We start from the raw sequence: 13,538 nt of genomic DNA, 5'->3' as shown, positions 1-13,538 counted from the left end.
TATCTTGGATAAAGCCCCTATATGCTTTTAGTCAATATTTTATCGAATCATGTGAAATTTATTTAGTAATTTTGCACACTGATATTGATATACCACTACAATAAGAATAAAACAATATAATATATGAACTTCAATAATTTTTTAAAATCGTTGTTCGGCGACAAGTCTACACGCGACATGAAGCTGATTCAACCATTAGTAGAGAAGGTAAAGGCCGCTTACCCTGAAATTCAAGCACTTAACAATGACGAGTTAAGAGCTAAAACCAAAGAAATCCAAAAGTATGTACAAGATTCTGCTAAAGAGCAGAAAACGAAGATAGAAGAGCTGAAGAAAAATATAGAAGAGACTCCTATTGATGAACGTGAAGAGATTTTCAACGAAATAGATAAATTAGAAAAAGAAGCTTTAGAGATATATGAACAGGCTCTTAACGAGGTAATGCCTGTCGCATTCAGTATCATCAAAGATACAGCACGCCGCTTCTCGGAAAACGAAGAAACAATAGTTACAGCCACAGACTTTGATCGTGAGTTGGCTGCCGACCCTAAGAACGACTTTATTACCATTGAAGGCGATAAAGCTATTTACCACAATGAATGGACAGCTGGCGGAAATAAACAGAAATGGGGAATGATCCATTACGATGTACAGCTCTTTGGTGGTATAGCATTGCATCAAGGCAAGATTGCAGAAATGGCTACCGGTGAAGGTAAAACCCTCGTTGCTACCCTACCGGTATTTTTGAATGCACTTACTGGAAATGGCGTTCACATGGTCACAGTCAATGACTATTTGGCAAAACGCGACTCAGAATGGATGGGGCCTCTTTACATGTTCAATGGCTTATCAGTCGATTGTATAGACAAACATCGCCCAAATTCTCCTGAACGTCGCAAAGCTTATCAGGCAGATATTACCTTCGGTACCAACAATGAGTTTGGTTTCGACTATCTACGTGATAATATGGCAGTAAGTCCTGCCGACCTTGTACAACGTCAACACAACTATGCAATAGTCGACGAGGTCGATTCTGTGCTAATTGATGATGCTCGTACACCTCTCATTATCTCAGGTCCTGTGCCTAAGGGTGACGACCAAATGTTCGAGGAATACCAACCATTGGTAGAGCGTCTTTATGAAGTTCAGCGTAAACAAGCTACGGAATTATTGGCCGAAGCAAAACAAAAGATTACAGAGGGACGACAAAAGAAAGATCAAAAGATTCTCGACGATGGTTTCCTCGCGCTCTATCGTTCATACAAGGCATTGCCTAAGAACAAGCCCTTGATTAAATATCTGTCAGAGGAAGGTATCAAAGCTGGTATGCTTAAAACCGAAGAGTTTTACATGCAGAACAACAACCGAGAGATGCCTAAAGCTGTCAAGCCTCTGTATTTCGTTGTTGACGAGAAGTTGAACAGTGCTGACCTTACCGATAAAGGCACCGAATGGTTGGCACAACAAGTAAACGACAAAGGCCTCTTCGTTTTACCCGACATCACCTCTCAGCTTTCTGCGTTGGAAGCTGAACATGAATTGACAGATCAAGAGCGACTTGACAAGAAAGATGACCTACTCAATAAGTATGCCGTTCAAAGTGAGCGTGTACACACATTGCAGCAGCTTCTGAAGGCTTACACCATGTTCAATAAGGATGACGAATACGTGGTTATCGATGGAGAAGTAAAGATTGTCGACGAGCAGACCGGACGTATCATGGAAGGTCGCCGTTGGAGTGACGGGCTACATCAGGCTGTTGAAGCCAAAGAGCATGTACATGTAGAGGCTGCAACACAGACCTTTGCAACGATTACATTGCAGAATTACTTCCGTATGTACCATAAGTTGTCTGGTATGACTGGTACAGCTTCTACCGAAGCAGGAGAATTCTGGGACATCTACAAGCTCGATGTTGTAGAGATTCCGACAAACCGTCCCATCCTCCGTAAGGACTTAGACGATCGCGTATACAAGACTGCTCGTGAGAAATATGCAGCTGTCATCGACGAGATTGAAGCTATGCGCAACAGTGGTCGGCCATGTCTTGTTGGTACAACATCCGTTGAAATCAGTGAACTTTTGAGCAAAATGCTCAAGATGCGTCGCATTCCACATAACGTATTGAACGCAAAGAAACACCAACAAGAGGCACAAATCGTAGCCGAGGCAGGCCGTTCTACAGACGGACTTGGTGCTGTAACCATCGCTACCAACATGGCTGGTCGTGGTACCGACATCAAGTTGACCGATGAAGTAAAGGCTGCCGGAGGTTTGGCCATCATCGGTACCGAACGTCACGAGAGCCGTCGTGTAGACCGCCAGTTACGAGGTCGCGCCGGTCGTCAGGGAGACCCGGGCTCTTCTGTGTTCTACGTAAGTCTTGAAGATAAGTTGATGCGCCTCTTTGCCAGCGAGCGTATTGCCAAAGTAATGGACCGTCTTGGCTTTGAAGATGGCGAGCGTATCGAAAGCCCAATGATTTCTAAGAGCATTGAGCGTGCCCAAAAGAAGGTTGAAGAGAATAACTTCGGTATTCGTAAACACTTGTTGGAGTACGACGATGTGATGAACAAACAACGTACCGTTATTTACGAAAAGCGTCGCCATGCATTGATGGGCGAACGCATCGGTATGGATATTACCAACATCATTTGGGATCGTTGTGTCAACATCGTAGAGAAGAATGACTTCGAAGGAGCTAAAGAGCAATTCTTGAAAGTGCTTGCTATGGAATGTCCTTTCGAACAAGACGAATTTGAAAACGCATCTACATCCGACCTTGCCGAACGTGCTTTCCAAGCCGCTATGGCTGCCTTTAAGCGTAAAGTAGACCGTATTCAGAGTGTTGCATGGCCTGTTATCAAAGATGTTCAAGAGAATCAAGGACAACTCTATGAACGTATCATGGTACCAATCACAGATGGTAAGATGATTTATCAGATACCTTGCAATCTCAAAACAGCTTACGATACAGAAGCCAAAGATGTCGTTAAGCAGTTCGAGAAAGTCACAATGCTCCGTATCATTGATGATAACTGGAAAGAGAATCTACGTCAGCTCGACGAATTACGCCACTCTGTACAGAACGCTTCATACGAACAGAAAGACCCATTGTTGATTTTCAAGCTCGAAAGTGTGAAGATATGGGATACGATGATTGACGACATGAACAATCGTACAGCATCGATTTTGATGCGTGCTCAGATTCCAGAAGTACAGCAACAAGTACAAGAAGCTGCTCCCGAAGAACATTCTCAGCTCTACCACGAGCAGAAAGAAGACATCAACGAGCAACTAGAAAGAGCCGCACAGCAAGCTGCCGCACACCGCGATACGCGTGAGGGATACAATGAAGTAAATCATACACCGTACGTAGCAGACAAGATGCCACGCCCCAACGACCCTTGTCCATGTGGTAGTGGTAAGAAGTTCAAGAATTGCCACGGACGCAATATCGAATAAAAACAAGAAAGCCATGGAGTTGACTCCATGGCTTTCTTGTTTTTATTTGATACATAGATCATCAAATTTAAGGCCTTATCTCAACTTACTTCTATCTCTTCTATCTTGCTTGTAATAAGCATTGAGCAACCCTTAATACACTCTGGATATTTAATCTCTGCCAAAACAAGAAATAAAGCCACGCTGTTGAGAGCTATCAAAAACTACAGAGGAGATTAGAAAGAATAAGCAAATCCTAAACTAGCATACTCTTTCAACTGCCAATATCCATGATGATTATCCCTTTTAGAGCCATCATCAAAGCGCGGATAGATAAAGATATTAGTAGATATATACCTGTTGAATTTAAACACAAAGGTATTTTCCCATTCCAATTCTGTACGACTGTAAGTGGTATAACCATAGAGACGAGTCTTCCAACTAATCATATCACTGAATTTCCAGTTCAAGTCTACGGTGATTTCCGAACCTATATCATGCAACTGATGTTTTCCTTCATCAAGTCCAAATCGCGGTGCAAGAGCCAAACGGCTGACATATTTAAAATTATAAGCTGCAGGAGCTAGATGAACAGTACCTGTAAGTTTCTTCTTAAAAAAGTCAACCGTATAATCCATACCGACAGACAGATTGGCCCCAAAAGGACTCATGAAATCACTAAACACAAAGGGATTATTCGAAGCATAGCCACGCATGAACTGAGTATAGGCTATCAACTGAATTGCATAATACCATTTCTTAGTAGCTTGGAATCCCAACTTTCCAGTATAACGAATCAAGTCTTCGCTGGTCTTCAAACTATGAAGGCTATCACCTCTTGAAGTCTGTAGTCCTAGTTTTAGCTCTAACTTATTGTCCCATTTCACCTTCTGCTTATTGTTATAATTAGCTTGAAGCGTCACAGCACCAACCATCGAGTAGCTGCTTTCGCCCGCCTTATACCAGTTGCTAGAGACATAATTCTGCAAGAATTGCAAATAATAATCTCCACTAAAAGTCCAAAAATTAGGCTTATGAATAATCGGTGCTGCAGCTATCAAATCTGGTTCTATAGGCGTTGGGGCCACTTGTTCTACCAAATCAGGATGTGACTCCCTTGTCTGTTCACCTACTTCCAATGTCGGCCCAATAATATCAAGTTTACTTTGGGTCGTAGATACCAATTGCGGATGATTCATATAGACAGATAGCAGAGCTCGCTCCAAGGCCAGTTCAGTAGGCGATATCTTCTGCATATCACTATCTAGCGATAGCATACGATGGCTTACATTCTTATAGTAAGCCAATGGTAAAAACAGTCTTGCATAAGTAGGCGACGGTGTAAACCTACTAAATCCTATTTGAGGAGTCATATCAGACGACATCGTATCGGGCCTATGCTGTGCCAGAGAGTCCATATAGCTTTCTACAAAGTGAGAATCTCGAAGATTCATCCCTTCCCTATTAGTATGTTGTGCAACTACAGGCAGACACGATGCCATGCAAAATAAAATCAAAAACTTCTTGCTTGTCATTTTTATCATTATAGTAGAGTACTCTCTGCAAAAGTAAATAAAATAATCGTAATATCTAATGTAAATGAGAAAATTACGTTCCTACGAAGCTGTTGCTATACTTATAACAACGACAATATCAAGCTATCAACTCAAAATCCAAATCTTTTTATTTTCCCATTACATTGCAGTAAATACTTTATAGTATTGACAGCACTTCACTGCAAAATCGAGGCAGAAAAACTGCAAAGGCTTACCAACAATGCTGAATAAGCCATGCAGCAACGCTGCCCAAACCTTGCAGCAAGGTAAGTATAAATACAGTGATTCCTAAATGTAGAACAAAAAACAAACAAACTTCGTGCTTCAAAGTATCCAACAAGTATCTATTCAGCTATTTTTTGTATCTTTGCAGAAGATAACAACACGAATATATGGAAATCAAAAAATCTGAATTTGTCATTTCATCTCAGACTGTAACCCAATGTCCAAAGGATTCCAAGCCTGAATATGCATTCATTGGCAGATCCAATGTTGGTAAATCCAGCCTCATCAATATGCTTTGCAACCATAAAAATCTTGCAAAGACATCAGCTACTCCGGGTAAAACATTGCTCATCAACCACTTTATTATCAATAATGAGTGGTATCTTGTAGACCTTCCCGGCTACGGTTATGCAAAGCGTTCAAAGGTGATGCAGAAGAAATTGGAGCAAATGATAAGTTCTTATATCCTACAAAGGGAACAACTCATCAATGTGTTTGTGCTCATCGATGTAAGGCATGAGCAACAGAAAATAGACCGAGAATTCATCGATTGGTTGGGCGAAAGCAATGTACCATTCACCATTATATTTACCAAGGCCGATAAGCTGGGGGCAGTAAAAGCGCGTCAGAATGCTGCAGCTTGGATGAAACAACTAGAAGACAGATGGGAAGAGCTGCCACCATATTATATTACCAGCTCTGAAAAGAAGATAGGTCGAGAAGAAGTTCTCAACTGTATTGACGAAATCAATAAGACTCTCTGATGCCAGTACAACGCCCTTATCTTGATGTCCAAAACCTCACAAAGAGTTTTGGAGCTTTGGTTTTATTCGACAAAATCTCTTTTTCCGTAGCCGAAGGGCAACGAGTAGGCTTGATTGCTCAGAACGGAACGGGCAAGTCTACCCTACTCTCTGTACTCACAGGAAAAGAGGGTAAGGATTCAGGAGAAATCATTTATCGCAATGATTTGAAGATTGGCTACTTAGAACAATCCCCTGCCTTTGACCCGGAAGAAACAGTCCTTGATGCTTGTTTCAATCATCATGGCTCTGAAGAAAAGATGCTCAAGGCCAAACAAATACTCACTCAGCTTAAAATCAGCGACATGAATCAGAAGATGGGAGAGCTGAGTGGTGGCCAACAAAAACGTGTCGCATTGGCTAATGTGCTTACCACCGAACCGGATTTCTTGATTCTTGACGAGCCTACCAACCACCTCGACCTTGACATGATAGAATGGCTTGAAGGCTATTTGTTGCGAGGTAATAAGACTCTTTTGATGGTTACACACGACAGATTCTTCCTTGACAGGGTATGCAATCTCATCGTAGAACTCGACAACAAGCAGACTTATACTTATCGGGGTAACTATGCTTATTATCTGGAAAAACGCCAAGAACGCATAGACAACACACGAGCCGAGATAGCAAGAGCCAACAATCTGTATAAAACGGAGTTGGAATGGATGCGCCGTATGCCACAAGCACGTGGACACAAAGCACGTTATCGCGAAGAAGCTTTCTATGAATTGGAAGCCAAAGCCAAACAAAGAATCGAAGAAAGACAGGTTCGACTGAAAGCAAGAAATGTATATATAGGATCTAAAATCTTTGAGTGCCAATATGTATCAAAAGCATGGAGCTCAGAGAAAGTGATTCTCAAAGATTTTTACTACAACTTTGCACGATTCGAAAAGATGGGAATCGTAGGTAATAATGGAACCGGTAAATCCACCTTTATCAAGATGTTACTGGGCTTAATACAGCCCGACAGCGGTAAGTTTGATATTGGCGAGACCGTGCGTTTCGGCTATTTCTCACAAGAGGGACTGCAATTCGACGAGCAACAGAAGGTTATTGACGTCATCACAGACATTGCCGAATACATCGATCTTGGTGGAGGTAAGCATCTTACAGCAAGCCAATTCCTGCAACACTTCATGTTCTCGCCTGAAGAACAACATAACTTCGTATACAAATTGAGCGGTGGAGAGCGTCGCAAACTCTATCTATGTGCCGTACTCATGAGGAATCCTAACTTCCTAGTATTAGACGAACCTACTAACGATTTAGATATCCAGACACTCCAAATACTAGAAGCTTATTTGCAAGACTTTCCCGGTTGTGTCATTGTAGTGAGTCACGACCGTTACTTTATGGATAAAGTTGTAGACCATCTTTTGGTATTCGAGGGCGATGGAGGGGTACAAGACTTCCCCGGAAACTATACACAATATAGAGAATACAACGCCCTTAAATCGCAAAAGGAAGAGAAGGCAACTTCACAGACAACCACAACTACCAAAAACGACTACCATAATGTCACCAAACGAAAGCTTTCTTTCAAGGAAAAGAGAGAATACGAGCAATTAGAAGCAGACATTTCTGCCTTAGAAACAAAGATAAAAGACATTGAGACAGCCTTGTGTAGTGGCACGTTAAGTGTAGAAGAGCTTACAGAAAAAAGTAAAGAGTTGCCTCTGCTCAAGGATGAATTAGATACCAAGGAAATGCGTTGGCTGGAACTAGCAGAATTTGCTTAATTCACAGTCAACATGAAAACAGCAGAGGCATACAGCTGCACCGCTAAGAGATAAACCACAAATAGCGGTGCAGCAGTAATAATACCGGCAGTTAACATACTAAAAGCATCCTCTATCTTTTGCACTTCTCCGCAGACAACAGCATAACTAATAGAGAATGCTATTAGCGCAAATGCACCAATAGGAATAATTCCTTGCGAAAAACTGCTGGGATATAAATGTCCCGTAACACTCAACAGAATGGCATGAGGTAGCAGTGTCAAAGATGCAATAATGGCAAGGAAGATTAATAACTCCACTCCTACAAGTTGCAAAGCAAGGCGTTGTCGAAACGTCAGAGGGAACTTAATACTGAAAATACGACTACTTTTAACAGCGCCAAGAGCCACACATAGCAACAATAACCAACTAAGATAAGGAGATGAAAAATTCTCTATCATATGGCCGAAGTACCATCTCACTCCCTCACTACTCAATAAAGAGCGCAACGGTTCTTCCGGCATGGCTGCAGTAACCAGCCACGACAGTAATATAATAACAAACTGAGCCAACAGTAAACCCAGTGTCACAAAGCCCCATATTCGGTAACTATTCCTCATCAGGACGTAGATTATCTATATCAAGGATTCTTAATTCAAAAGCCCGTACCACCAATCTTGTGGCATTTACTCCCATTCCTCCGTTTCCATCGGGGAACATTTTCTGCACCAACTCGTTTTGTCTCTTTTCCAAACTCTTTACTCCAAACGGCATACCACGCAAGTTTGTAATTTGCTCCTTGGTATATCCCAATGCCAAATGGCGTAAAAAACGCTCATCATACTCATCAATCTCGTAGTTGACCAAAGCCTCTTGACGCATCAATTGATTGTTCACACTACGCTTGAAACGCTCCACTATCTTCTCTAGAATAGGCTGGTTGAATACCAATCTTTTCCCATCCATTACGCTAGATACATCCCCACGCGTGAGCAACTCACCGCTTTTCAAGATGACACCCTCACATCCGGCATCCAAAACATCCACCCATAGCTTCTCATTCAATATTTCACCTGTGAATATAAGCACCTTAACTAGGGGATAAGACTGCTTGGTCTGTCGGCATATTTCCACACCTACGGTCGTCGAACCACCCAATCCTAAGTCTAACAAGACAAGATCCGGCAAGTTTTGTTTCATCAGTTTCCAATACGCCTGTTCGTTTTCGGCCGTTCCAAGTATTTCCGCTTCCGGTATATCATTACGGATAATACCAAGCGTTCCCTTCAGTTCCAGAGGGACATCTTCTACTATTACAATCTTGAAATTATTCATATTCGGTTATTTTAATTTATCTGCTATCTGTTTAGGTAATACAATATCAATGGCTATACCACCAGTTACAGCGCTATGCCGTGCTTGTATTCCACTGGCTCTTGCATTTGTCGTCTCGCCAATCTCGCGCACTATCTGCCTGCAAATCATATATTCTATATTTACAGAAGAAGGCGTAAAGAGTTCCAAACATTCTTTATCAGACAATTCTAACTGCGGAATTTCAACTGTTACAATGCTATAAATGCCATCACGCTCCCTACTTTCCAACTGCAAATTGGATGTTCCGGTCAACTTACGGAGCTTATCTAGCAAGTATTTAAGAATGTCATCGTCTATCGTAACATTACTATCAATCTGTCGCATAGCCTGCATACTCAGCAACATGTACAGCTCTTTATAATAATCTACGACTTCTTTTATAACCTGCAAGTCTCCTTTATCGTCTATCAATTGCTTGATTCTAGACGGATAATACATGGTTTCGTGCTTCAATGTAGACAAGCAATTATCTAGCACACTATTACTTACATACAGCCGATCGCTTTCGTAACGAGTCCTATTCAACTCATCTTCGGCCAGTTCCAATCTGTTTTCTGTCTCTTGATTGTGCTGGATACTTTGGCTTAGCGACAATTGCACCTGACTTACAAGCGCATTTAATCCTGCATAACGGGGATGTAAAGGATGATTCAGTCCTTTCCACATCCTTTGAATCAATGTCAATTTCTCCTCAGGAGTCATGCTCGACAACAACACTTCGTTTATCTTGCGCACCTTTTCTACACAGAAACGATAATAAAGGCGATGCCTATAGTAAACGAAATAATAAGCCGGTAAGATACTTAACAGCAGAATTATCAAAATAGCAATAGCAACATTCTTATTGGTTTCCGACCGTTGCATCAGCGTCACATAGTTTCCCAAGCTTCTATCTGCCGAACGTTTCCTAAACAACTGAGTATAAGCTTTGTTATTATAATGGTACAATTTCCACTGATGTAAGGCCAAAGCTGCCACTGCACTCTCATTTCTTACCCTTAATATCACATCATAATTGGTACGCAAACCATCTTCAAGCCAAATCTGTTCGGCCGGTATATCTCCATTATCATACAATTTCATCTGATAAGGTGTACCCATTTTCTTGGACAGATAGAATGCATTTAAAGCGTCAATACACTTTTGGGCATAAACGAGCGTACGACTATAATCCCCACGAACGTTACTATCGTATACTGAATCAGAATACTGTAAGGCTATAGATAAGTCCTTATTCGCAGCATTCATCTCTTTTGGTGCCAACAATAAGATGGCAAATATAAGAATCCGACTAATCCCTTTAGGCAGTCGGAAAGAAAATACACTACCCTTCCCTACCTCACTGGCCACACTGATAGAGCACACATTGAATATTTGACTCACCTTGCGATACTTATCAATGATACCCTTACAATTCATCAAGCCGAAACCATGAGATTTCTCTGATGTCTCTATCTTTTTCTCATCAAGTAAGTGTTTATGGTCAAAAATGTGAGCAATGTGCTCTTCATCCATACCTACACCGGTATCAGATATGGAGATTTCAACATAATCAGAGGCCGAACGGCTGCACACAGACACCGTTCCACCTTTCGGAGTGAATTTACGTGCATTGTCTGTCAACGTGTTAAGCATAAACAGGGTCAATGTTTTATCGGCCTTAACAACACTATCCGTGTCTCCCACCTGTAAAGTAATGCCTTTCATGGCAAAACTCATTCCACCTTTTTTGAGTAATTCAAACAAATTTTGTAGTTTGAAACTCTCAATGTGAAGGTTCAATTGTCCCTGCTTCAACTGTATCCATTGAGTCAATTTATCATTATAGGCATTAATTTGACTCGTCAACTCCGAGATATACATCAAGCGTTTTTGACGCATATCCTCATCTTCATGAGAATTTGTAAGTCGCTGAACTTCATTGGAAATACGGTCTATCAATGGAGTGATACTATTGACTAGTGCTATCTTGGCACGCTGTTCTAAGTTTCGCTTACGATTATCCAATATGCGGAAGTGCATCATCTGGATTTCCTCTTCTATCTCATCCAGTTTATTCTGTTGGCTTACTAGCTGCTGTTCAGACTGCCTATTCCACTGCTCCAATGGCTCAAACAGATTCTCGGTATCTAATTCTTGGTCTTTGCGCTTACGCATTCGACTGAATACGATAAGCAATGCGATAATCAAAACTATCGTCACAACCACAGCAACAATCATCAGATTCAATACTTGCGACGACTGGTCGAGCTGTGCAGCACGTGCCTCTAGCAATCGGTCTTGGCGTGTCATCTCTTGTATATCCAAATAGATATTGCGATTATAATCACTCTGTGGCTTGTCGTCAATAGCCGAAAAGGCAAGACTTAATTGCTCTCGAATAGACGCAACTAGATCGGGCGCACGATTGATAACGGTATCTGAGTTCAACGCATCGTTCAAACAAATGATAGCAGAACGATAATCTTTCTGTCCCCAATAGCACTCTGCCAACGTTCGATAAGCACCTGCTATCTGATAAACATCACCATATTGCTTAAACAAAGCTAACGCACGCTGTGCCAAATTGCCTGCCAAAAGCGAGTCGGGCATTTGATCTACATTGAGATATTTAATTGCCGGGAGATTATTCTTAATCAGTCGCTGAGCCGATTGAGGTGATTTCAAATGCTCACTGATAGCTTGCATAGAATTAGCTTCCCAATAAGGATAGTCGTTTTCGCGCGACATGATATAGCAACGCACCAAATAATCGAACTCCGTCTGACTGATTTCCTCTTCCGTTCCACGCGTGATAATACCACCAGAACCTACATTATAATAATAAGATAGTAGCTGGGCGGTGTCCTTAGATACGATTCCGTTAGGGTCAATACGTGCCATTGCCTTGAGAGAAGGCGCCGACAGTCCCACATAATAGAAATAGGTAGACTCCACAATAGCATACTCGCTCTGTGCATAAGCTACACGCATCTGCTGGCGAACATTCAATGTCCCGACCTCTTCATTGATACGCTTCAATCTAAGAGAAGCACGTTCACGGTATTTATAAAAATCTTTGTTCCGGGATTGTCGCTGGCATAAACGCATAAACTGGACATCAGCCACCAATAATTCTACCTGATTATCGGTAGCGTCTTGAGCTTTTGACAAATATTGGGCAGCACGGTTATAGTCCATTTTGACCATGCTGACAAAAGCCAAGTTATTCAGTGCCTCCGCCCGCCCGTCGGCATAACCATGGGACAAAGCATAAGCCTTGTTGGCATACTTTAAAGTTGAATCCAAATCACGGTAATGGAAAGCATACGAACGAGCATTCAATTCATCCACAATTTGATGATTTGAATGAGTACACGCAACGAAAAGAGACAGATTGATAATCCAAAAGACTACCAATAACAACCTCTCTATCAGCCGTTTATGACACGTATGGTACACCGATAAGGTCATGATTATTCAAAGGTAGTATTTTTTTTCTACATACATTCTAGCCTTTGGACTTTTTTAACAACACACATCTATAAAGCAACAGTCATCAAATTAATACTAAAAACTCATCACTACTCACTCCTACCCAATCACTCCTTATATACTGCAAAACCTCTGCAATATCGCTGCCTAGACTTTTCAGCGTTGCTGTTTGGTTTTTTCAGCAATGCTGCCACAGCCGTGCAGTAATATCACAGAGGCTATTAAAATTATTAATAACAGTATTCTTATTAAAGAATATGTTCTATCTAGCCTTGGCAATATAGCCCAAAGCCTCTTTACACTTAGCAGTAATAGCCTGCCAATTGGCAGCTGCTATCACATCTTTAGGGAACAATTGCGACCCCATACCGACGCAAAGTACCCCCGACTTTATCCACGAAGTGAGGTTCTCTTCATCGGGCGACACAGCACCAGTCACCATGATATTGCTCCAACGCAACGGACCAAGCACATTCTTCACAAACGACGGACCACCAACATTGCCTGCAGGGAATACCTTCGTGACATCGCAACCGGCTGCTTGTGCATCGCTAATCTCGCTGACACTGCCACATCCGGGAGAATAAGGTACCAATCGACGATTACATACCGGTGCAATTTCGGGATTAAAATTAGGGCCTACAATAAAGTTGGCACCCAATTGCATATACAAGGCAGCCGTAGGAGCGTCTATAACTGTACCTGCACCCAGTATCATCTCAGGGCATTCAGACGCTGCCCACTTTACTAATTCACCGAAAATTTCATGTGCAAAGTCACCACGATTGGTAAATTCAAACACTCGCACGCCACCCTCATAGCACGCTTTGATGACATTCTTGCAAATATCTACATTGTTATTAAAGAATACAGGTACCATTCCGGTAACCCGCATGGCTTCTATCACCTGAACTTTATTAAATCTTGCCATTGTCGTA

General features: G+C 41.8%; 8 protein-coding genes. 3 read left to right on the top strand and 5 right to left on the bottom strand.

Annotated features, from left to right (window positions below):
- Positions 1 to 123: 123 nt before the first annotated feature.
- The gene (gene secA / locus AC1EK4_RS03300) at positions 124 to 3,465 is read left to right on the top strand and encodes a preprotein translocase subunit SecA (RefSeq protein WP_036896469.1); all 3,342 of its coding nucleotides are present in this window, start codon (positions 124 to 126) and stop codon (positions 3,463 to 3,465) included.
- Between the two features lie 215 nt (positions 3,466 to 3,680).
- On the opposite strand, the gene AC1EK4_RS03295 is transcribed toward secA, so the two are convergent.
- Positions 3,681 to 4,979: a DUF3078 domain-containing protein gene (locus tag AC1EK4_RS03295; protein ID WP_480356999.1), complete on the bottom strand. Its 1,299-nt coding sequence runs from the start codon at positions 4,977 to 4,979 to the stop codon at positions 3,681 to 3,683.
- Between the two features lie 413 nt (positions 4,980 to 5,392).
- Here AC1EK4_RS03295 and yihA point away from each other — a divergent pair, with 413 nt between their 5' ends.
- Both yihA and AC1EK4_RS03285 read left to right on the top strand, forming a co-directional pair.
- Positions 5,393 to 5,989 (top strand): ribosome biogenesis GTP-binding protein YihA/YsxC, encoded by a 597-nt coding sequence (gene yihA / locus AC1EK4_RS03290; RefSeq protein ID WP_036896474.1) that lies wholly within the window; start codon positions 5,393 to 5,395, stop codon positions 5,987 to 5,989.
- Positions 5,989 to 7,770 carry an ABC-F family ATP-binding cassette domain-containing protein gene (locus tag AC1EK4_RS03285; RefSeq protein ID WP_480356986.1) on the top strand — a complete coding sequence of 594 codons (1,782 nt, stop codon included), beginning with the start codon at positions 5,989 to 5,991 and terminating at the stop codon, positions 7,768 to 7,770. Before yihA ends, AC1EK4_RS03285 begins: the two co-directional genes overlap by 1 nt.
- Here AC1EK4_RS03285 and AC1EK4_RS03280 read toward each other — a convergent pair.
- The 4 genes from AC1EK4_RS03280 to AC1EK4_RS03265 all read right to left on the bottom strand — a co-directional run bounded on the left by AC1EK4_RS03280 (position 7,767) and on the right by AC1EK4_RS03265 (position 13,531).
- Positions 7,767 to 8,369 carry an AbgT family transporter gene (locus AC1EK4_RS03280; RefSeq protein ID WP_036896478.1) on the bottom strand — a complete coding sequence of 201 codons (603 nt, stop codon included), beginning with the start codon at positions 8,367 to 8,369 and terminating at the stop codon, positions 7,767 to 7,769. The genes AC1EK4_RS03285 and AC1EK4_RS03280 overlap by 4 nt on opposite strands.
- Positions 8,359 to 9,084 (bottom strand): DUF5932 domain-containing protein, encoded by a 726-nt coding sequence (locus tag AC1EK4_RS03275; protein ID WP_036896481.1) that lies wholly within the window; start codon positions 9,082 to 9,084, stop codon positions 8,359 to 8,361. The genes AC1EK4_RS03280 and AC1EK4_RS03275 overlap by 11 nt, the downstream gene beginning before the upstream one ends.
- Positions 9,085 to 9,090: 6 nt before the next feature.
- On the bottom strand, positions 9,091 to 12,579 hold the full coding sequence (locus AC1EK4_RS03270) for an ATP-binding protein (protein WP_480356985.1): 3,489 nt from the start codon (positions 12,577 to 12,579) through the stop codon (positions 9,091 to 9,093).
- Between the two features lie 283 nt (positions 12,580 to 12,862).
- A complete protein-coding gene (locus AC1EK4_RS03265) occupies positions 12,863 to 13,531 on the bottom strand; it encodes a bifunctional 4-hydroxy-2-oxoglutarate aldolase/2-dehydro-3-deoxy-phosphogluconate aldolase (protein WP_036896527.1) in 669 nt (222 codons plus the stop codon).
- Positions 13,532 to 13,538: the final 7 nt, after the last annotated feature.

The sequence above is a fragment of the Prevotella sp. C0026C3 genome (assembly GCF_056590795.1).
The sequence above is the reverse complement of the archived record's forward strand: the minus strand, read 5'-3'. Positions and strand labels throughout refer to the sequence as shown.

Excerpts from the sequence above, each read along its gene's own strand:
- secA (WP_036896469.1), top strand. The coding sequence starts at position 124 with ATGAACTTCAATAATTTTTTAAAATCGTTGTTCGGCGACAAGTCTACA.
- AC1EK4_RS03295 (WP_480356999.1), bottom strand. The coding sequence starts at position 4,979 with ATGACAAGCAAGAAGTTTTTGATTTTATTTTGCATGGCATCGTGTCTG.
- yihA (WP_036896474.1), top strand. The coding sequence starts at position 5,393 with ATGGAAATCAAAAAATCTGAATTTGTCATTTCATCTCAGACTGTAACC.
- AC1EK4_RS03285 (WP_480356986.1), top strand. The coding sequence starts at position 5,989 with ATGCCAGTACAACGCCCTTATCTTGATGTCCAAAACCTCACAAAGAGT.
- AC1EK4_RS03280 (WP_036896478.1), bottom strand. The coding sequence starts at position 8,369 with ATGAGGAATAGTTACCGAATATGGGGCTTTGTGACACTGGGTTTACTG.
- AC1EK4_RS03275 (WP_036896481.1), bottom strand. The coding sequence starts at position 9,084 with ATGAATAATTTCAAGATTGTAATAGTAGAAGATGTCCCTCTGGAACTG.
- AC1EK4_RS03270 (WP_480356985.1), bottom strand. The coding sequence starts at position 12,579 with ATGACCTTATCGGTGTACCATACGTGTCATAAACGGCTGATAGAGAGG.
- AC1EK4_RS03265 (WP_036896527.1), bottom strand. The coding sequence starts at position 13,531 with ATGGCAAGATTTAATAAAGTTCAGGTGATAGAAGCCATGCGGGTTACC.